The organism is Acinetobacter sp. YH1901141, from assembly GCF_013416935.1.
Taxonomy (GTDB): Bacteria; Pseudomonadota; Gammaproteobacteria; order Pseudomonadales; family Moraxellaceae; genus Acinetobacter; species Acinetobacter towneri.
This window is the reverse complement of the sequence record NZ_VPEY01000010.1, coordinates 77,691-98,910: the sequence shown is the minus strand read 5'-3', so window position 1 is coordinate 98,910 and position 21,220 is coordinate 77,691. Positions and strand designations below refer to the sequence as shown.

Annotated in this window: 18 protein-coding genes and 4 tRNA genes; 10 read left to right on the top strand and 12 right to left on the bottom strand. The window is 42.0% G+C overall.

Annotated elements, in window-relative coordinates; all coding sequences use genetic code 11:
* The 6 genes from FTV52_RS07700 to FTV52_RS07675 all read left to right on the top strand — a co-directional run.
* A partial coding sequence (locus tag FTV52_RS07700; RefSeq protein WP_179989758.1) for an RNA-guided endonuclease TnpB family protein occupies positions 1-300 on the top strand: 300 nt, incomplete at its 5' end.
* Positions 301-662: 362 nt separating this feature from the next.
* Positions 663-738 (top strand) — tRNA-Phe (locus tag FTV52_RS07695).
* 134 nt (positions 739-872) lie between these two features.
* Positions 873-948 (top strand) — tRNA-Phe (locus FTV52_RS07690).
* Between the two features lie 331 nt (positions 949-1,279).
* Complete coding sequence (locus FTV52_RS07685) at positions 1,280-1,789, top strand: hypothetical protein (protein ID WP_257221692.1); 510 nt, start codon at positions 1,280-1,282, stop codon at positions 1,787-1,789.
* 325 nt (positions 1,790-2,114) lie between these two features.
* Positions 2,115-2,849 carry a class I SAM-dependent methyltransferase gene (locus tag FTV52_RS07680; RefSeq protein WP_179990467.1) on the top strand — a complete coding sequence of 245 codons (735 nt, stop codon included), beginning with the start codon at positions 2,115-2,117 and terminating at the stop codon, positions 2,847-2,849.
* A gap of 98 nt (positions 2,850-2,947) precedes the next feature.
* Positions 2,948-3,343: a hypothetical protein gene (locus tag FTV52_RS07675; RefSeq protein ID WP_004974410.1), complete on the top strand. Its 396-nt coding sequence runs from the start codon at positions 2,948-2,950 to the stop codon at positions 3,341-3,343.
* Between the two features lie 106 nt (positions 3,344-3,449).
* Here FTV52_RS07675 and FTV52_RS07670 read toward each other — a convergent pair whose 3' ends face one another.
* The 3 genes from FTV52_RS07670 to ompR form a co-directional block, all read right to left on the bottom strand.
* The gene (locus tag FTV52_RS07670; RefSeq protein WP_004974412.1) at positions 3,450-4,973 is read right to left on the bottom strand and encodes an acetyl-CoA hydrolase/transferase family protein; all 1,524 of its coding nucleotides are present in this window, start codon (positions 4,971-4,973) and stop codon (positions 3,450-3,452) included.
* Positions 4,974-5,281: 308 nt separating this feature from the next.
* Complete coding sequence (locus tag FTV52_RS07665; RefSeq protein ID WP_131260650.1) at positions 5,282-6,742, bottom strand: ATP-binding protein; 1,461 nt, start codon at positions 6,740-6,742, stop codon at positions 5,282-5,284.
* A gap of 168 nt (positions 6,743-6,910) precedes the next feature.
* Positions 6,911-7,675: a two-component system response regulator OmpR gene (ompR, locus tag FTV52_RS07660; RefSeq protein ID WP_004974415.1), complete on the bottom strand. Its 765-nt coding sequence runs from the start codon at positions 7,673-7,675 to the stop codon at positions 6,911-6,913.
* Between the two features lie 347 nt (positions 7,676-8,022).
* Between ompR and FTV52_RS07655 the strand changes: the two genes are divergently transcribed.
* Complete coding sequence (locus FTV52_RS07655) at positions 8,023-10,374, top strand: Tex family protein (protein ID WP_179990465.1); 2,352 nt, start codon at positions 8,023-8,025, stop codon at positions 10,372-10,374.
* An 88-nt stretch (positions 10,375-10,462) separates the two neighbouring features.
* Here the strand turns inward: FTV52_RS07655 and FTV52_RS07650 are convergent, their stop codons facing one another.
* The 4 genes from FTV52_RS07650 to FTV52_RS07635 form a co-directional block, all read right to left on the bottom strand.
* Positions 10,463-10,774: a hypothetical protein gene (locus FTV52_RS07650; protein WP_019838218.1), complete on the bottom strand. Its 312-nt coding sequence runs from the start codon at positions 10,772-10,774 to the stop codon at positions 10,463-10,465.
* A gap of 107 nt (positions 10,775-10,881) precedes the next feature.
* The gene (locus FTV52_RS07645) at positions 10,882-11,172 is read right to left on the bottom strand and encodes a hypothetical protein (RefSeq protein ID WP_179990463.1); all 291 of its coding nucleotides are present in this window, start codon (positions 11,170-11,172) and stop codon (positions 10,882-10,884) included.
* Between the two features lie 199 nt (positions 11,173-11,371).
* Entirely contained in the window at positions 11,372-12,259 is an 888-nt protein-coding gene (locus FTV52_RS07640; protein WP_004974423.1) for an SDR family NAD(P)-dependent oxidoreductase, read from the bottom strand.
* A gap of 306 nt (positions 12,260-12,565) precedes the next feature.
* Positions 12,566-13,843, bottom strand: coding sequence for an O-acetylhomoserine aminocarboxypropyltransferase/cysteine synthase family protein (locus FTV52_RS07635; protein WP_004974425.1), 1,278 nt, complete (start codon positions 13,841-13,843; stop codon positions 12,566-12,568).
* Positions 13,844-14,124: 281 nt separating this feature from the next.
* On the opposite strand from FTV52_RS07635, the gene ettA reads away from it, so the two are divergent.
* Positions 14,125-15,786 (top strand): energy-dependent translational throttle protein EttA, encoded by a 1,662-nt coding sequence (gene ettA / locus FTV52_RS07630; RefSeq protein WP_004974427.1) that lies wholly within the window; start codon positions 14,125-14,127, stop codon positions 15,784-15,786.
* Between the two features lie 128 nt (positions 15,787-15,914).
* On the opposite strand, the gene FTV52_RS07625 is transcribed toward ettA, so the two are convergent.
* The 5 genes from FTV52_RS07625 to FTV52_RS07605 form a co-directional block, all read right to left on the bottom strand.
* A complete protein-coding gene (locus FTV52_RS07625) occupies positions 15,915-16,256 on the bottom strand; it encodes a hypothetical protein (protein WP_004974430.1) in 342 nt (113 codons plus the stop codon).
* Positions 16,257-16,409: 153 nt separating this feature from the next.
* Positions 16,410-16,485, bottom strand: a tRNA-Glu gene (locus FTV52_RS07620).
* Positions 16,486-16,521: 36 nt separating this feature from the next.
* A tRNA-Ala gene (locus FTV52_RS07615) sits at positions 16,522-16,597 on the bottom strand.
* Positions 16,598-16,654: 57 nt separating this feature from the next.
* Positions 16,655-18,163: a glutamate--tRNA ligase gene (gltX, locus tag FTV52_RS07610; protein ID WP_179990461.1), complete on the bottom strand. Its 1,509-nt coding sequence runs from the start codon at positions 18,161-18,163 to the stop codon at positions 16,655-16,657.
* Positions 18,164-18,304: 141 nt separating this feature from the next.
* On the bottom strand, positions 18,305-18,592 hold the full coding sequence (locus tag FTV52_RS07605) for a hypothetical protein (RefSeq protein ID WP_154320244.1): 288 nt from the start codon (positions 18,590-18,592) through the stop codon (positions 18,305-18,307).
* 504 nt (positions 18,593-19,096) lie between these two features.
* Between FTV52_RS07605 and FTV52_RS07600 the strand changes: the two genes are divergently transcribed.
* On the top strand, positions 19,097-20,110 hold the full coding sequence (locus FTV52_RS07600) for a sulfate ABC transporter substrate-binding protein (protein WP_096901291.1): 1,014 nt from the start codon (positions 19,097-19,099) through the stop codon (positions 20,108-20,110).
* Positions 20,111-20,307: 197 nt separating this feature from the next.
* On the top strand, positions 20,308-21,219 hold the full coding sequence (gene rsmH / locus FTV52_RS07595; protein WP_004974437.1) for a 16S rRNA (cytosine(1402)-N(4))-methyltransferase RsmH: 912 nt from the start codon (positions 20,308-20,310) through the stop codon (positions 21,217-21,219).
* Position 21,220: the final 1 nt, after the last annotated feature.

The window sequence follows — 21,220 nt, the reverse complement described above, 5'->3', positions numbered from 1 at the left end:
GCACAAACCAGATTGGCTAAATCAGTGCTAGATGCCAGTTGGACAACACTAAGAACCATGCTCAAGTATAAATGCGAGAACGCAGGGGTATGTTATGAAGAAGTCAATGAAGCCTATACCACCCAAACTTGTTCGTGCTGTGGCTCACGCTCCAGTAGTCCGGAAGGTAGAGCAGGACTTGGAATAAGAGAATGGCAGTGTGTGGAGTGTGGTACGCTCCATGATCGGGATGTAAATTCCGCACTGAATATTCTTGCGCTCGGACATGAGCGTCTAGCAGTAGGAATCTCCGTCCTTTAGGTCGGGGAGGATGTCAACTAAATCCTATATTGTTTTTTGTGCTTGCACAGCCACAATTTTTAGCTAAGGTTTAAATAGCTTTGCGTAGGCATCTTCCTACTTTGGCAAGACCCAAAGTAGGCAAAAGTCTTTTGTTACCCATACACGACATCCTTGTCGTGATGGGTAACGTGGGGCATCCGTGCCCCACATTCGCGTATCGGAAGTTTGTCAAAATTTAATTGGAAAAGAACTCATTTTTAAATTTTTGGGTGATATTTCAGCAGAAATAGAATGAGGTTGCTGTAAAAGTAAACATTTGCACTGAAAAGCGAAAAAGACTATTGACGATTTACAGCTGAAACTGTTTAATACGCGTCATTGGCGTGATAGCTCAGTCGGTAGAGCAACGGATTGAAAATCCGTGTGTCCCCAGTTCGATCCTGGGTCTCGCCACCATATTCAAAACGGTTAAACGTTTTCAATCCCTGATCCCATCAGGGATTTTTTTTGCATAAAATTTATGCGATCAAATAAAAAAGTGATGATTTTTATTGACTATTCAGCCGAGATACGGCTTAATACACGGCATTGGCGTGATAGCTCAGTCGGTAGAGCAACGGATTGAAAATCCGTGTGTCCCCAGTTCGATCCTGGGTCTCGCCACCATATTCAAAAAGCCTCAAACACTGTTTGAGGTTTTTTTTTCGCCTCTAGGTTGGTCATAGAGAATTATAATTACATGCAAAGCGCATTAAAATTCCAAGAAAAATTGCATACCCATAATAGATTTAAGAAAGTGAAAAAGACCGTTTATCCGAGTCAAGGTGAGCCAAAATTGATTTTCAGGTAGGCTATAAAACGTATACGGTTGCAGTGAAAAATTTTTTTCTTGCATGGTGTAAAACTGCATTGTCCTGAAATTACGTTGCGAGACAAGTTTATGAAATTTATAAAAATATATCCTTTGCTGCTGATATTGGGCTGTCCATGGAGCATGATGGTCCACGCGGATGACGCGGATGACGCGGTGACCTTACCCACCCTGCACGTACTGGCCGAGCCAGAGTTACGTACAGAAACCGGGATTGTGCCGTATCAGAATGATGAAAAAAATCTCCGTGCTTTACAGCATCAAGTTATTCGTAATTCACGTGAAGCACAAAACTTTATGATCGACAGCTATGTGGTTGCCAATCTGGAAATTCAGCCCTTACAAGCACAACCCGACCTAAATTCGTTATCGCCCTTTCTACAACAGTATGTATTGAGTATTGCTCAGGGTTTACAGTCGAGTGATCCTACACAAGGCTTGTATATTATGTTGCAACCCTTTGGTATAAACCGTAGCAACAGTATGCAGCATATTGATCGTAGCAATAGCAACAGTATGCAGCCCATCGATCGTGATATGCATATACAGCTCGACCTGAAAAATGTCAGCATTGGTACGATTGAACCTTCTATAAATAATTTTTCTGTACCTGAGCTACCGACACCGAAAAAGTAATCATTTTTCTTTTGAAAAAATCCTTAGCTTTGCCAGCGAAGCCTATATTTGCCGCCGCGAGAAAGTGGCAAATGCCTGCGCAGTTGAAAATTGGGGCTGTTTTCAGCCTGTGAGCTAGTCATGTTCTTCAGAGATCATTACTCCGTTATATGCTCAGCCAGTCGGGAACCACCGGGTCAGTTTTAATCCTGCCCAGAGCTGGAAATTGGCTCCATACGATGTTAAATATTATCAATTGAATGATCAGCGGGTGCTCATTGCCCAGACCAGTTTTAGAATTGATCAGGTCATTGATTAAATTTATAAATATTATGAGCATCGTTAAATGAAAGATCTGTTTTCTGATGACAGCTTGCGCTATAAACAGGCCCGTCCGGCTTATTCTGCAGAAATTGTCCAGGAAATTTTAAAGCATGTACCTGAACGAACTTTTGCCTGGGATTGTGGTGCCGGTTCGGGGCAGTTTACCCAGTTATTGGTACCACATTTTCAGCAGATTTTAGCCACAGATTTAAGTCAAGCACAGTTGGATTTGGCACCGCAGTGGGCAAATGTGAGTTATCGTATCTGCTTGGCGCAAGACAGCGGATTGGCAGATGCGAGTGTGGATTTAATTACCGTTGCACAAGCGATTCACTGGTTCAAGTTTGATGCCTTTTATGCCGAAGTGCATCGGGTGCTAAAACCGAGTGGAATATTTGCTGCGGTGGGCTACGGTCTGATTCAAGCTGTAGATCCTGAGGTGAATACCGCAATTCAACGCTTGTATTTTCAGACCTTAAAAGGTTGTTGGGATGCTGAACGTCGTTATATTGATGACTTATATCGCACGATTCCTTTCCCATTTCAAGAAATCGTGACACCCGAACTTTGCCTGAAATATCGTTGGTCGGCAGCACAATTGCTGAATTATTTAAACACTTGGTCGGGACTGCAGCATTATTTAAAGCAACATACTGATACGCCCTTGCTTGAATTACAACAATTGTTGCAGCAGCAACCTGCTCAGGGCTTGGAAATTCAGTTTCCAGTTTTGCTGCGTTTAGGTCGCTTGGTATAAAAAGTCAATGTATTGAGTGATTTTTGAACTTAAAATATAAGTTGGTGAAAAAAGGATGTTTCTCCACAGGTGTAATTTACCTATGTGCGAGGTGTCCAATGTTAAAATTTTCTCTCCCTATTTTATTCAGTCTTGCGCTGAGTCTCCCTGCGACTGCTTTTGCCAATCTTGATCAGCCTTTACAGGTCTTGGATGATTGTGCATTAAGTGCAGAATATGGGCAATCCAACAGCTTAAATTTGCTGCATGATCAATACCGTTTTACCGCGCAAGATGTGGTGAATCAAGTTCGAGCTGAACAAAACCTAGACTTAGCAAGCAAATTTGCAACTTTGGGTTCTCGTTTTTATATCAACCCGCAAGGTCAAACTGTGCTGCAAATTCAACGTGATGTGGTGTCTTTGGGTGTGATTGAAACCACACTCAGTGTGGATGGTTTACGCCAGTTAGGGCAGCATTTTATAGATGAATTTAAAGCTTTGGCATTTGAGTAAAATGGAGTGCGTTGTCGCAAATGACCTTGTGACAATCTAAGACATAAAAACTTAAGACATAAAAAAACGCCCTGAAAAATCAGGGCGTTTTTTTATTGCACGCGAATTATGCTGGTTGCGCAGATTCTTGTTGTGCAGGAGTCAACATGTGACCGTGTTCTTCGAAGTTTGCATGCCAAGATAATGCTTCACGAAGTAGGTGAGGAGTGTGACCACCTTTTGCACATGCACGCTCAAAGTAATCATTCAATGCATTGCGGTACATTGGGTGTACACAGTTGTCGATAATCGCACGAGCGCGTTCACGTGGTGCAAGACCGCGTAAATCTGCTAAACCTTGCTCAGTAACCAAAATGTCAACGTCGTGTTCGTTGTGGTCTACGTGCGCAGCCATTGGAACGATAGATGAAATGTCACCGCCTTTCGCAATTGATTTAGTCACGAAAATCGCCAAGTGTGCGTTACGCGCGAAGTCACCTGAACCACCAATACCGTTCATCATTTTGGTACCGCATACGTGGGTTGAGTTCACGTTACCGTAAATATCAAACTCAAGTGCAGTGTTAATGCCAATGATGCCTAAACGACGTACTAACTCAGGGAAGTTAGAGATTTCTTGTGGACGTAAAATGAATTTGTCTTTGTAGTGTGCAAGATTACCAAATACGCGATCGCCACATTTTTCAGACAAAGTCATTGAACAGCCAGAAGCGAACTTCATTTTGCCTGCATCAATCAATTCAAACGTACAGTCTTGGAGTACTTCTGAGTACATCACCAAGTCTTCAAAGTTAGAGTGTTTGAAGCCTGTTAATACTGCATTTGCAATTGAACCGATACCTGCTTGTAAAGGTGCCAAGTTTTTCGGTAAACGACCTTGTGCTACTTCGTTTTCAAAGAATGCGATCAAGTGATCTGCAATTGCTTGAGTTTCGTCATCTGGATCGGTCACGTTAGATGGAGAGTCAAGCAAGGTATCGTTAAATACAATACCCACAACTTTTGCAGGGTCTAACTGAATACCTTTGGTTCCAATACGTTGTTCAACGTGAGTTAATGGCACTGGACCACGTGTTGGACGTGCTTCAGGAATATAAATGTCGTGTAGGCCTTCAAATTCTGTGCTTACAGTGGTGTTGATTTCGATAATGACTTTATCTGCATATTCAACAAAGCTTGCAGAGTTACCTACAGAAGTTGTTGGAATAATTAGGCTGTCTTCAGTAATTGCAACTGCTTCAACAATCGCGATGTCTGGGCGTTTTAGCGTATTGTTACGCATTTGCTCAACAGTTTCAGACAAGTGTTGGTCAATGAACATAACTTGACCTTGGTTAATTGCTTTACGCAAAGTGTTGTCTACTTGGAACGGCATACGACGAGCCAAAACACCTGCTTCAGTCAATTGCTTGTCTAAATCATTACCAAGACTTGCCCCAGTAATTAAGTCAATTTTTAAAGGATTGGTTTTAGCGCGTGCCACCAATGCAAGTGGAACAGCTTTTGCTTCACCCGCACGAGTAAAGCCACTCATACCTACGGTCATACCATCTTGAACGAATTCAGCAGCTTGTTCTGCGCTGATTACTTTGTCGTGGAGGGAGGCTAAACGGATGCGATCTAAAGACATGGCGAACTCTCGTAAAATACTAGACTGATACCGATTGTACCGATCAAAAAAGGTATTTTGCATAGGTGTTAGGCTAAGGTCTAATTTTTTGCCTAAATGGTGGTATAAAAATATAAAATAATACATAAATAATTGAATTTAATCGTTTATTTATATATCAAAAGGTAAATATTACAATTTGTTTGATATATTTTTATACAATTTTGATATGCACCATCTGAATTTTTTACTTTGATCGTCCATCCGATTTGCTGTTGGTCTGAAATTGGTATATAGCAAGCCAGATAGAGATCAAAAGCGTCAGCCGTTTAGAAGTGTTCACTCAAACTTTGTTTGATTTTTTCCAGCGTGCCAACATTATTTTTTTCTTCAACGATTTCAGGTTGTAACGGCAGGGTAATGATGGCTTCAAGACCACCGTGTTCACGGTTTTGAATGGTGAGCTCGCCCTGATGAATATCGACAATACGTTTTACAATTGCCAAACCTAAGCCACTGCCTTGTACAGTACGTGCTTCATTGCCGCGTACAAAAGGCTGCATTAAATCGGCAATTTGGTCTTCTGGAATGCCTGTACCGTTGTCTGCCACGCTAATCCGAATGTGTTCATCCAGCACTTCTGCAGACAACTCAATTGGCTCTGCACCATAGCGTTTCGAGTTATTAATCAGGTTGCCAATCAGACGTTTCAGCGACAAACTGCGCGCCTGAATTAAAGGTAATTCTTGTGCGTTAAAGCGAATATCCAACGGTTTAAATTGAATAATCAATTCCTGCAGCAAAACATTTAAATCGGTTTCTTGTAATTCTTCATCGGAACCATCACGCATATAAGAAATGAATTGATTTAAAATCGCATCCATATCTTCTACATCGTAAATTAAGCCTTCTTTTAAAAAATCATCATCGGGCATCATTTCGGCACTTAAACGAATCCGTGTCAGTGGCGTGCGCAGGTCGTGTGAAATACCTGCCAACATGATACGACGGTCACGTTCAGTCTGTTCCAAGGTATAAATCATGTGATTAAAGGCTTGGTTGACCTCACGAATTTCCTGCGGACCGTGATTGGTTTCTAAATAAGGTGCTTTGCCTGTTTTACTGTAGCTATTGGCGGCATTTTGCAGACGACGCAAAGGACGATTCAGCTGACGTACTAGAGTTAAAATAATCGCTGCAGCAAAAAGCGGAATACCCAAAAGCCAGCCAAAGACCAGTTCAGGGCTGTAGTTGGCATAGGTTTTAAGGGGTTCACGTACCCAGTTGCCATTCATTTCTGGGGTTTGAATCCAAATACGCGGGCTTGGTTTGAACTGGAAATAGACCGTGACATCCTGCATTTTTAATTCAGTTGCCAGTTTCTTTTCTATTTGTTGGGTAAAAAACTCTGCAATGACTTTTTCCCGTACATTAGGAAACTCACGTGGATCGGTTACATATTCAATGCCGACCCGATTTTTAAGCCACGCATCGACATCGACTTCGGCTTCATTGTGAAAAATGCGCAAATCTGGATTGTTTAAAATTTCCAGTTCAACCGCTAAATAGCGGGCGTGTTGTTGAATTTCAGGTAAATACAAGGTGCGCCAAAAGAACCACAACGACATAAACAGGCTAAACAACACCACAAAAACCACCAGTACCGTGGTGCGCATGGCTGCAGAGCGTGGTTTGATTTTGTCCAGAAAACGCTCCCAGCGGGTACGTTTCTTTTCAGAATACGCCACATAGTCGGTAAATTCTTGTGGGTCGATGGGTTCGAGTTTCACATCTTGTCCTGTGGCAGAGGTTGTAAAGCGAATTTAGTAAGTGAAATTTTATGATGAATATACTTGTTATTGGAATGTCTGTTCTTTAAATCTAGCACAATGATCGGTGTGCATAAATGTTGATCATTGCATGAAGATGTGAGGCTGAAGCCTCACATCATTTTCAACTTATTCCGCACCATCTGGAACAAATACATAACCGACACCCCAAACCGTTTGAATATAACGTGCACGGGCAGGGTTTTCTTCAATTAAACGACGTAAACGTGAAACCTGAACATCAATCGAACGCTCCATCGCACCCCATTCACGACCACGCGCCAAATTCATTAACTTGTCACGGGTTAAAGGCTCACGAGGATGTTGTACCAACGCTTTGAGTACTGCAAATTCACCTGTAGTTAGGGTCACGACCTGACCTTCACGTGTCAAAGTACGGGTCGATAAATCTAGTGACCATGGGCCAAAACCAACCACTTCCATTTGCTGACTTGGTGCACCTGGTACCTCGCGCACTTGACGACGCAATACAGCACGAATACGCGCTAACAGCTCATTTGGATTAAACGGTTTTGGTAAATAATCATCTGCACCTGCTTCAAGTCCTGCAATACGGTCAGAGTCACTGCCGCGAGCCGTCAGCATAATAATTGGCGTGTCGATGTTAGATTGACGTAAACGACGGCAAATACTTAAACCATCTTCAACAGGCAGCATAAAATCAAGCACGATTAAAGAGAACAGTTCACGCTGTAACAAACGATCCATTTGTGTCGCATCGTGGGCAGTTTTGACCACAAAGCCCTTATCTTCCAAGAAACGCTGTAACAGGGTACGTAAACGCACATCATCATCGACAACGAGAATGCGTTCAACGCGGTCAGTTTCGCTGTGTACGGTATCTGTTTTTTCAGCAGGTACAACTAAACTCATGATGTGCTCCTTTATTCTTTATTGTCATCGTAAACAAAAAGTTGAGTTGGCTTTGAGTATACGATTCATTGGTATCTATTGCCTATGCTCTAAAGCAACAAATATTGCAGATAAAATCAAGACATAGATACCAAATATATACAGCATTCCCATGCGAAAAACTGACATATTTGTCCGTTTGAGTCTAACATAAGCCTGAATTTTATTTAGATTTATAAAATTTAGCCGAATTGGCAAAAATCGCCAAAAAACCACCATTTATAAAATTCATAAAACAATTGTGGATTTTATAGTCTTGGTCTTTATAATCATGGCTTTTAGTACTTATCCTTGTAGGATCACACACGATGACTGACTTAGTTCAGCAGTTAGCAAAAGAACTTGCCGTACGACCAAATCAAGTAGAAGCTGCCATCAAACTTATTGATGAAGGTGCTAGCGTTCCATTTATTGCACGTTACCGTAAAGAAGTGACGCAAGGTTTAGATGACACGCAGCTACGTCAGCTCGATACACGTTTATCGTATTTACGTGATTTATATGAGCGTCGCGAAAAAGTAATAGAATCACTCAAAGAACAAGATAAATTATCTGATGATTTATTGGCACGGGTTAACGCTGCTGAAACCAAAAATGCTTTAGAAGAAATTTACGCGCCTTACCGTCCAAAACGCACCAGTAAATCGTTTAAAGCTAAAGAAGCAGGTTTAGGCTCAATTGCAGCGCAAATTTTTGCAGAACAGGTTGAGCCAAGCGAAGCTTTAGCAGGCTTTAGTCATGCAGACTATCCTGATGCAGACAGTCAGCTAGATGCGGTACAACACATTCTGATTGATGAATGGGCACAAAATATTGCCTTAACCACAGAATTAAAAGAAATTTTTGCCAAAACAGCGGTATTAAAAAGCTTGGTTGCTTCTGAAGAGAAAAAAGAAGTGGGCAAAAAATTCCGTGATTACTTCGATTTTTCAGAAAACCTCAACAAAGTACCATCACATCGTCTATTGGCGATGTTGCGTGGTCGCCAAGAAAACGTCTTGGGCTTAAAAGTTGATGGTGAAGACAGTGCGCCTTTGGCACGTATTGAAACTGAATACAATTTAGATCAGATTCAGCCGCAAGCACGTCAGGACTTTTTAAAGCAAACGGCAAAATTGTTCTGGTTGGGCAAAGTGCGTCCACAAATCGAACATTCATTATTGACTGAAAAGCGTTTGGCTGCTGAAGCTGAAGCGATGGATGTCTTTGCAGAAAACTTGCGTCATTTATTGCTTTCTGCACCTGCAGGCGCACGTTGTACGCTGGGTGTAGACCCTGGTATCCGTACAGGTGTCAAACTGGCTGTGGTGAACCAATCTGGCGATGTGGTTGCACATAGCACGGTTTATCCATTTGCACCTAAAGAAGACAAAGCAGGCGCGATTGAAGAACTTGCTCGTTTATGCCGTGAGCACAATGTTGATTTAATCGCGATTGGTAACGGGACTGCAAGCCGTGAAACTGAAGCGGTTGTGGCAGAAATGATGGCGGCGCACAGTGACTTGAAATTAACACGTGTGTCTGTATCTGAAGCGGGTGCATCTGTGTATTCAGCTTCTGAATTGGCATCGCAAGAGTTGCCAGAACTAGATGTGTCGATTCGTGGTGCAGTGTCGATTGCACGTCGTTTGCAAGACCCATTGGCAGAGTTGGTAAAAATTGATCCAAAATCAATCGGTGTGGGTCAGTATCAACATGACGTGAATCAGGCAGGTTTAGCAAAAACCTTAGAAGCTGTGGTAGAAGACTGTGTGAACTCGGTCGGTGTCGATGTCAACACGGCATCTTCAGCAATTTTGGGTTATATCGCAGGTTTGAATAAAGCCATTGCACAGCAAATTGTTGAATACCGTAAAGAACATGGTCGTTTTGACAATCGCCAAGCTTTGAAAAACGTACCGCGTTTAGGCGAACGTACTTTTGAACAAGCAGCAGGTTTCTTACGTATTCAGGCAGGTTCTGAGCCTTTGGATGCTTCTGCAGTGCACCCTGAATCTTATGGTTTAGTAGAAAAAATTGTGGCTGCCAAAGCGACCACGGTTAAAGATATTATTGGTAATACTGAAATTATCCGTTCGGTGAATGCTGAAGAATTTGTGGATGAGCAAGTCGGCTTACCAACTATTCAGGATGTTTTGTCTGAATTGGAAAAACCAGGTCGTGACCCACGTCCTGAATTCCGTACGGCTAAATTCCGTGAAGATATTACTGAAGTGGCACAGTTGACTGAAGGCATGCAGCTTGAAGGTGTGGTGACCAATGTGACGAACTTTGGTGCATTTGTAGATGTTGGCGTGCATCAGGATGGTTTGGTGCATATTTCTGAGTTGGCCAATGAATTTGTGGCCGACCCGCATAAAGTGGTGAAACCAGGTCAAATCGTGCAAGTGCGTGTGTTACAGGTTGATGTAGAACGTAACCGCGTGAATTTATCGATGCGTCCTGAAGGTTCGGCTGCACCTGCAAAAGCGGCGCGTGCGCCACGTCGTGATCAAGAGCAACGTACAGAGCGTAAGCCACAGGCGAAACGTCCACAGCAGTCACGTCCTCAGTCAGACCGTTCACAAGTGAAAAAACCACAAGCCGCTAAACCACAAGAAAATAAAATTGGTGGTTTAGGCGCATTGTTGTTACAAGCAGGGATTAAAGGTTCGAAGTAAGTTTTAATTACGCAAACAAAAAGCTCCCGAAATTCGGGAGCTTTTTGTTTTGCAGGAACATTTTTATATACAGATTTTTTGATGGATTTTAAATCAACGGTACAATCCAACTCACCAAAATCAGCATAATTCCCAAATGTCCAAGTTTACGAGTCACTGCGACTAGTTTTGATGGTGGTGCTTCAAGTTGGCGAGCATATTCCTGAAGATTTAAACCTTGTGAGGCTTTGCTGCTAAATAAAAATACGCCCAAATCAATACAAATTAAAATCGTGCCGACATCGGCAACAACCTCTAAAAGTTCATATTCTTGCTGATAAAGCGCCGTTGCAACCTGATAACTCAGAAACAAGGCAAAGGCAAAACAGCCATATTGTAAAATGAGGGCTAGGGCTCGCATAATTCATTCAAACGACTTAAAACAGCTGTGTTATAGCATAAAACAATCCATCAATTGAATGTTTTGTCGGATTACACGTGGTGGTTTAGATTGTTGGAGGAATTGTTTTAAGCCATCCAGCTTTGCACAATAAAACAGGTAGCAATACTGCTTGCTGCCAATTTAGAACACAGATAAGCATAGTCTGTTGGAGCATCTGCTTGTGTTGCAGAGCTTGCAGGAACAGAAGTTGTAAGTCGACTGCGATAGCCGAGCTCCGATAGCACCACAATTAAACCTGCCAAAGTAATCACTTGGAAAATATTTATAGGATTGTGCATCAGCTCAGTATATAAGTGATAAAAACTTAAGCCCGCAGCAGAAAAACAAAATAGCTTAAACAGATACAGAGTTTTCATGTGTTGTACCTTTCATTATTGTAATGTCATTTTGAATGCTATTTCTTAAACCAATATTAAAATCACATGAAAAGTTGCGGCTGCACAATTTAAAAATTGTTGAAGTGATGTTGTATTGTTGTGCGCTGTTCAACCTAAGCTGTAAAAACAAATAGGCGACCCGTAGGTCGCCTAAAGCAAAACTTGAATTGTGTATAAATTACCAGTGTTCACCTGGGAACAAGCGCGCATACGCTTTTTGTACCCAGTTCAGTTTTTGCTGCTCGCCCACAGACGCGGTAGAGCTTGGGAATAAGTTATAACCAATCGACATGAGTTTGTTGTTAATGTCTGGTGCAATCGCATAAGTGATTGAAGCCAAACGACCCAAATGTGTCGCAATTTTCTTCGGACGTTTCACAATCGCATAAGCAATTAAATCTGCCGCTTGCTCAGGTGAAAGGGTGGGCACGTACTTATAAATTTTGGTTGGTGCGATCATTGGGGTACGAACCAATGGCATATACACCGAAGTAATCGCAATTTTGTGTGTATGCGCTTCTGCAGATAGACAGCGACTAAACGCATCCAATGCGGCTTTAGATGCCACATAAGCCGAGAAACGCGTTGCGTTGGCTAATACACCAATCGAGCTGATGTTGATGATGTGACCATCTTTACGGTGCATCATCTGCGGCAAAATATTGAGTACCAAACGCACAGCACCAAAATAGTTGAGCTGCATGGTACGTTCAAAGTCGTGGAAACGATCAACCGACTCATGTACTGCACGACGGATTGAGCGGCCTGCGTTGTTAATTAAAATATCAATATGATCGACAGAGGCAAGAATTTGTTGCGATACAGCATCAATAGAGTCCATATCGTTTAGATCACAAGGGAAAACTGAAGCCTTGCCACCACGTGCTTCAATTTCAGCTTTGACTTGTTCGAGCGTTTCCTGAGTACGTGCCACCAAAAGCACATGCGCACCTGCATCGGCTAGCTTATGTGCCACGGTTAAACCAATACCACTCGATGCACCTGTAATAAGGGCAACTTTACCATTTACACGCTGTTGAAAAAGTTTCTCTAATTTTGGCTTCACGCTAATATTCCTGATTTAGATTCCTGAGTTGTCATTTTTATTGAGATTGACGATTCAAATTTCAGACTGAATTTGAACTGTTTTACTTGGCTTTATGATAGCCGATTGCACAAAAAAAGCTATGGAATAAGTGGTTGAATTTAAAAATGAATTTAGAGTAATTGCTCTATTTTTGTGAGCTGTATATCTTTATTTTTACCATGAAATAAAGCTAATGCAAAGACATACAAAGAAAAATTAAAATAAAAAAGCATCCTGTTGAAATTAATCAGCAGGATGCCAGTACAAAGTTTGAACTGATGAGTTTTATACGGCTGCTAAAGCTTGCTCTAAATCGGCAATTAAGTCATCGGCATGTTCAATCCCGATGGATAAACGCACCATATCTTCACTCACACCAGCCGCTTTGAGTTCATCTGCACTCAACTGACGGTGAGTGGTGGTTGCAGGGTGGCAAGCCAGACTCTTGGCATCGCCAATATTGACCAAGCGTGTGAATAATTGCAGTGCATCAATAAAGCGGGTTCCGCCTTCACGGCCATCTTGCACACCAAAAGACAGAATTGCAGAAGGTTTGCCTTTCACATATTTTTGTGCCAACGCATGTTGCGGGTGATCTTTCAAACCTGCGTAATTGACCCATTTCACTTTTGGATGTGCCTGTAAATATTCCGCTACTTTTTGCGCGTTTTCAGTATGGCGTTCCATACGCAGGCTTAAGGTTTCTAAACCTTGTAAAATTAGGAATACGTTATGCGGGCTAATCGCTGCACCTGTATTGCGTAGTGGTACTACACGTGCACGTGCAATAAATGCTGCAGCGCCTAAGGCTTCTACATAGTTCACACCATGGTAACTTGGGTCAGGTGTATTTAAGGCTTTAAAACGCTCAGGATATTTGCCCCAAGGGAATTTACCGCTATCGACAATAATGCCGCCAATAGACGTACCGTGACCACCAATATATTTGGTCAGTGAGTGAATGATGATGTCTGCGCCAAAATCAAATGATTTTTGCAAGACAGGCGTGGCTACAGTGTTATCCACCACCACTGGAATGCCGTATTCGTGCGCAATTTTCGCAATCGCTTCAAGGTCAATAATATTGCCCAATGGGTTACCAATGGATTCTACAAAGACCAGTTTGGTTTTGTCATCAATCAGGTCGCGTAAGCTTTCAGGCTGTTGATAATCGAAGAAACGTACTTCAATGCCTTGTTTAGGCAAGGTGTGGGCAAATAAGTTGTAAGTACCGCCGTATAAAGTTGATACTGAAGCAATGTTATCGCCTGCTTCGGTAATGGTCTGAATTGCGTAGGTAATTGCAGCCATACCCGATGCTAAAGCCAATGCGCCAATCCCGCCTTCAAGTGCTGCAACACGTTGCTCCAATACTGCAGTGGTTGGGTTCATAATACGGGTGTAAATATTGCCTTGTACTTTTAAATCAAATAAATCGGCACCATGTTGCGTATTATCAAAGGCATAAGAAGTGGTTTGGTAAATAGGCACAGCCACGGCTTTGGTGGTTGGTTCTGGGCTATAGCCTGCATGAATGGCCAAAGTTTCGTCTTTATAGGTCATGTTTACTTCATCTTCGTGAGTTAAATTAGTTTGAGTCTAGCACTTTTAAATATGAAAGAAAGTGTAAAAATGCTGCAATATTTAGCTGTTAATTTGATATAGCAGGCAAAAAGTCCTGTGCTTATCCGCTGATCGCTAGAGTTGTAACAAAGCATGCAAGATGTTTGTGGTGTCTTATTTTTTCTCCGTATTCAGGTATAATACCCGATTATTTTTTCGCTCATTAGAGCAGGGGCTGCTCATCTGAGCCCCAGATTTGGTTTTCTATTGAGGAGTCCTACGTGGCCCAATATATTTATACGATGAACCGAGTGTCGAAAATGGTTCCGCCTAAGCGCGAAATCTTGAAAGACATCTCCTTATCATTTTTCCCAGGTGCGAAAATTGGTGTGCTTGGTTTAAACGGTGCAGGTAAATCGACTTTGCTCCGTATTATGGCGGGCGTAGATAAAGATTTCTCTGGTGAAGCTCGTGCACAGCCAGGCATCAAAATTGGTTATCTTGAGCAAGAACCACCACTAGACCCGAGCAAAGATGTACGCGGCAACGTGGAAGATGGTGTGCGTGAAGCTTTAGATGCTTTAGAGCGTTTAGACCAAGTTTTTGCAGAATATGCAGATCCAGATGCAGATTTCGACAAACTTGCAAAAGAGCAAGAGAAGTTAGAAGCGATTATCCAAACTTGGGATGCACACAACCTGAACAATCAGCTTGAACAAGCAGCGGCAGCATTAAATTTGCCAGCTTGGGATGCTGATGTTAACAAATTATCGGGTGGTGAGCGTCGTCGTGTGGCTTTATGCCGTTTGTTATTGTCTAAACCAGACATGCTGCTTCTAGACGAGCCGACGAACCACTTGGATGCAGAATCTGTATCTTGGTTAGAGCGTTTCTTAAAAGACTTCCCGGGTACGATTGTGGCAATTACCCACGACCGTTACTTCTTGGATAACGTTGCAGAATGGATTTTAGAACTTGACCGTGGACATGGTATTCCATATCAAGGTAACTACTCTTCATGGTTAGAGCAGAAAAATAACCGTTTAGAGCAAGAACAGAAGCAAGAAGAATCTTTTGCTAAAGCCTTGAAAAAAGAATTGGAATGGGTACGTTCTAATGCGAAAGGCCAGCAAAAGAAAAACAAAGCGCGTATGGAGCGTTTTGAAGAGCTTAACTCGCGTGAATTCCAACAGCGTAACGAAACTTCTGAAATTTATATTCCACCTGGCCCACGTTTAGGGAACAAAGTGGTGGAAGTGGAAAACATCAGCAAGTCATTTGGTGATCGCTTACTTTACGAAAACCTTTCCTTTACTGTGCCGCCTGCAGCGATTGTGGGGATTGTCGGTCCAAACGGTGCGGGTAAAACGACTTTATTCCGTATGATGACTGGCGAGCAGCAACCTGATACGGGCAGCGTGACTTTAGGTGACTCGGTAAAAGTGGCTTATGTCGGTCAGATTCGTGACACTCTAGATGATGACAAAACTGTTTGGGAAGAAGTTTCTGGCGGTTTAGACATTTTGAAAGTGGGCGATTATGAAATTGCATCGCGTGCTTATATTGGTCGCTTTAACTTTAAAGGTCAGGATCAGCAAAAACGCGTTGGTGAATTGTCGGGTGGTGAGCGTAACCGTTTACAACTGGCAAAAATTCTACAGCAGGGCGCAAACGTGATCTTGCTGGATGAGCCATCAAACGACTTGGATATTGAAACTTTACGTGCACTGGAAGATGCAATTTTAGTCTTCCCAGGTACAGTGATGGTGGTATCGCACGACCGTTGGTTCCTAGACCGTATTGCAACGCACATCTTGTCATTCGAAGATGAGCAACCAGAATTCTTTACAGGTAATTATACTGAGTTTGAAGAATATCGCCGTAAGAAATATGGTGATGATCTGGCAACCAAACGTAGCAAATACCGTAAAATTGGCGCTTAAGTCTAAAAACTTGAGTTCTCATTAAAAAAACCAGCCGAGAAGGCTGGTTTTTTTATATTTGCTCGATGATGTGGTCTTGTGATCAACCTAGCAACATTTTTCTTAATCTAGATGTAGACCAGTGAGGTTTAAACTTCCCACTCATGTGCACATTCACGGCACTTCCATTTTTTTTGTGACTGCATAAAGGCTTGCATAGAAATTTTGAAATCAGGCAAATCACGATAAAATAAGAAACCTGCAATTACACACAGCACAAATACCGCCACAGTAATGCTTTGTAAGGTTGTGCCTGCACCATCACCAAAAATCCACATGGCGATACTGATCAAGACAAGAAGTAATAAGACAAATACCGCTGGAATAAGCATCACCAAGCTTTTTGGCACCACAGGACGCGGTGTTGTTTGACCTGCCTGCGCAACAGGCATGATTTTTGGGCTTTGACATTTAGGGCATCGGTATTGCATTACAACTCCAAAATTCTAATCTGATCGTTATTCTAACCAAATGTACGGCAAATCAAAAACAGTCTGTCAGAAAACAGGGCAATAAAAAAGCCCAAGTCATTGCTTGAGCTTCTTTATAAGATGAAGATAAGTGCTTTATATTCATCTTGAATATGGCGTCCCTACGGGGATTCGAACCCCGGTTACCGCCGTGAAAGGGCGATGTCCTAGGCCTCTAGACGATAGGGACTTGATGAGGCAACACAGGTAAAGCCTTATTTAAACTTGGTGGAGTCAAGCGGGATCGAACCGCTGACCTCTACAATGCCATTGTAGCGCTCTACCAACTGAGCTATGACCCCAGTCTGTGTGAGCGCAATATTAGGGCTATTGCGCTCACACGTCAACAAAAAAATGAATTAAGCTGGATCAATTGCATCATTTTTCGGCAATTTGATGCTTTCATTCAGTTTTTCCCAGACTTTAACTTCTTTTTTGCTTGGTCCGCCAACCACTTCTAAGGCATGACGCAAACGCGCAAAGGTCAGGTCTGGACCAATGGTGACCATGGTTTGCATCACAGGTGTAGATGCGGTTGAACCTGCAATTGCAATAAAGAACGCAGGCATGAAATCACGCAATTTGATTTCCATTTGGTTGGCTAAATCCATTAGGGTTTGGCTCACCGTGTCGTTGTTCCAAGTAAATAGACTTTCTAAACGCCAAATTGCAAATTGTAGGCTTTGACGCACTTGTTCTTCAGACAGTTTTTTACTTTCAAACTGTTCCTTGCTTAAGCTTGGGAAATGGTTGAAGTAATGTGCAGACCAATTGACCGCTTCTGAGAGTAAATTAATACGCGGTTGAATCGCGGCAGCAATCTCTTCCAATTTGGCACGATCTGCTTTCCAAGCCAATAAGGTATCTAACAGCTCAGCAGGTGAAAGCGCTTTAATCCATTGACCATTCAGCCAATTGAGTTTTTCCACATCAAAGATAGGGCCGCCTAGTGAAACACGTTGAATATCAAAGTATTCAATCATTTCGGCTAAGGTGAATTTTTCACTTTCATCTGGCATTGACCAACCCATGCGACCTAAATAGTTCAGCAAAGCTTCAGGTAATACGCCAATGTCTTTGTAGTAGTTGATTGAAGTTGGGTTTTTACGTTTAGATAATTTTGATTTGTCTGGGTTACGCAACAATGGCATGTGGCATAACACAGGCATATCCCAACCAAAATATTGATAAAGCAATTGGTGTTTCGGTGCCGATGGAATCCATTCTTCACCACGAATCACGTGAGTGATTTGCATCAAATGGTCATCGACCACGTTGGCCAAATGGTAAGTTGGCAAGCCATCTGTTTTCAGCAAAATTTGCATATCGACTTGCGCCCATGGAATTTCCACTTCACCGCGCAGCATGTCATTAAATTTACATACGCCTTCGGTTGGCACTTTCATACGAATAACATGCGCTTCGCCTGCCGCTAAACGACGCTGCACTTCATCTGCAGACAAGTTTAAACCACGACCATCGTAGCGCGGGCTTTCACCACGTGCTTGTTGTTCTGCACGCATTTGATCTAGTTCTTCGCTAGTAGCGAAGCAATAGAAAGCATGCCCTTGTTCAACCAATTGCAAGGCGTATTGCTTATAAATATCCATACGTTCAGATTGGCGATACGGTGCATGTGGGCCGCCGATATCTGGACCTTCTGCCCAATTTAAGCCTAACCAACGCAATGAATCCAAAATCATTTTTTCAGATTCAGGGGTTGAGCGCAGTTGGTCAGTATCTTCAATACGAAGAATAAATTCACCACCGTGTTGTTTGGCAAAACATAAGTTAAACAAGGCGATATACGCTGTTCCCACGTGCGGGAAACCAGTAGGAGAAGGCGCGATACGAGTACGAACAGTCATAAGCAAAAATTAATTCAAAATGTAAATTGCAACCATTATAACGAAAAAGCCCAAGTACTTAATGTTAAATTCAACATTCTGTACTTGGGCGTTTCAACTGCATTTGAAAAGGGGATCAAAGGCAGTGAATTTAATGCGGAGTTATGAGTTATCTTGCGGGAATAAGGCTTGTACAAAACGGCTAAAACGCTGATTTTGCAAGGCAAAGAAATTTTGAGTTGGAGCGACATGAATGGAAGTCAGCACTTTTAAATCATTATTTGATTCAAACTTTTGCTTGTCTGCCTGTTTTTGTTGGGTAAGGGCTTTTTCAATTAAAGACCCCTTTTCCGCAGTTAAATGGGTTTTACTTTCAGCAGATTTGATCACTGCACTGTGACCGACTGTACTTAAGCTGAGTAATACTGCGAACATGAGTTTAGATTTCATTTTGATTCCCCCTTTCCTTTATGAGTGAACTCACAATTTATAAATTGTTTTAATCACTTTAATATTTAATCACAAAAATCATAACAAAAGTAGATTTGCGTCACACTCTTAATAAGATCTTTATCATCATTTACTCACTATATACCGATTTTTCAGATGATCTTTGATTTAGAACATGTTGTAACAAACAACTGTGGAGATATCGTGAAGATTGTTACAAAAGTCACAATAAAATAGTTTTGAAGCGGGTTTGATTGCTGTGATGTCGCTTATTTTACCGTTGAGTCTAAAAACGGATCAAAGTTTTATTCACTTTTTATATATCTAATCCATAAAAAGGTATAAATTTGGAATAAACGCCGCATCTTGAATTAAATTGATTAAAAACAATTAATTAAAGCTAAATTATTTGAATTTAATCATTTTTTGCATGTTTTTTACAAATTGCGCAGCGCCTGAGCATTGCATATATTGAGCGACAGATTAAAGGTGATGTGTGCTGTAATGAAAACTCAATTGAAAGCTTTATTGGCTGCTGCGCTATTGGCAACAGGTTTTGCTGCAACGACTGCTCAGGCTGCAGATCGTCAGTTTTTAAATGTATCGTATGATGCGACCCGCGAATTTTATGATGAATTTAACAAGTCGTTTGGTCAGTACTGGAAAAAACGTACAGGTTTAGACGTCAACTTTAAACAATCACATGGTGGTTCAGGCAAGCAAGCGCGTTCTGTGGTCGATGGTTTAAAGGGCGATGTCGTAACTTTGGCATTGGCGAATGACATTGAAGAAATTGTAAAGTCAGGTCAAATCCAAGCAGGTTGGCAAAAAGAATTTCCTCATAACTCTGCGCCTTATACCTCGACCATCGTCTTTATGGTGCGTAAAGGCAATCCGAAAAACATTAAAGACTGGAATGACTTAACCAAACCAGGCGTACAAATTATTACCCCTAACCCGAAAACAGGTGGTTTGCCACGTTGGGTGTATTTATCGGCTTGGGGTTATGCAGAAAAGCAGCCAGGCGGCTCTAAGGCCAAAGCGCAAGAATTTGTGGGCAAGATGTACCACAATGTAAAAGTGATGGATTCGGCAGCACGTGCGTCGATGACTACATTTGCTGAACGTGGCATTGGTGATGTGTTGTTGACTTGGGAAAATGAAGCCCTTGTAACTTTAAAAACCTTAGGCAAAGACAAGTTTGATATTGTTTATCCATCTATTTCTATTTTGACTGAACCTTCGGTGGCAATCGTAGACCGCACAGTAGAAAAAAATGGCAATAAATGGTTAGCGACAGGCTATATCAACTATTTATATTCACCTTTAGGTCAGGAAATGGCGGCTAAGCATTTCTACCGTCCACGTAATGAAAAAGTCCTTGCAAAATATGCAGCACAATTCCCGAAATTAAAAACCTTCACGATTGATGAAGTGTTCGGTGGCTGGGAAAATGCACAAAAAACACATTTTGTGAATGGTGCGATTTTCGACCAAATTTATAATACTAAGCGTTAAACAGATATCCATTTTCGGCTAATCTTTTATTGGATTGGCACACAAAAAAATCTCTACGGAGATTTTTTTGTGCTTTAAAAAAGTCAAAAACGGTTTTCCCTATGGAAAGTAATATTTATCTACAAAAAGACGTTTGGAGCTTTGCCAAAACAAGGTAATAATGTGCAGTTACATTTTAGCTGTATTGATTGAACCTTATGTCGCATATTTCTGTATTACTTCATGAAACTGTTGATGCCGTGTTGGCAGATCGCAATACAGGAATTTATGTCGATGCCACCTTTGGACGAGGTGGACACACGCGTTTGTTGTTATCCAAATTGGATGCGCAGGCACGAGTCTATGCCTTTGATAAAGATCCACAAGCTTTGGCCGTGGCAGCAGAATTGGCGCAGCAAGATTCGCGCTTTCAGATTATTCATGCCAGTTTTGCCGATATGCAGCAAGCGTTGAATGATTTGGGCGTCACTCAGGTCGATGGTGTGATGGCCGATTTAGGCGTGTCGTCACCACAGCTAGATCAGGCAGAACGCGGTTTTAGCTTTATGAAAGATGGCCCGCTTGATATGCGTATGGACAACTCACAAGGCCCGACTGCGGCAGAATGGCTGGTGGATATTGAAGAAGAAGCCTTAGCCAATGTGATTTTTCAATATGGTGAAGAGCGTTATAGCCGCCGTATTGCCAAAGCCATTAAACAGGCGGGTTATATTGAAACTACCGCACAATTGGCTGAAATTGTAAAAGTTGCCCATCCGAAGTGGGAAAAAAACAAACACGCTGCAACACGTACTTTTCAGGCAATTCGTATTGCGATTAATAAAGAATTAGAAGATATTGAAAACTTCTTGCCGCAAGCCGTTGAGGTGTTAAAACCCGAAGGTCGTTTGGCGGTAATTAGCTTCCATTCTTTGGAAGATCGTTTAATTAAACAGTTTATTCAAAAAGAATCGAGCCTGCCTGAAGATTCGGGTTGGGGCTTGCCACAACAGCAACAAGATACACGTCGATTGAAAAAAATATCACGTGTGCGTGCCAGTGATGAAGAAGTCAAAGCCAATCCACGCTCACGCAGCGCATGGCTACGTGTTGCAGAACGATTAGCTTGAA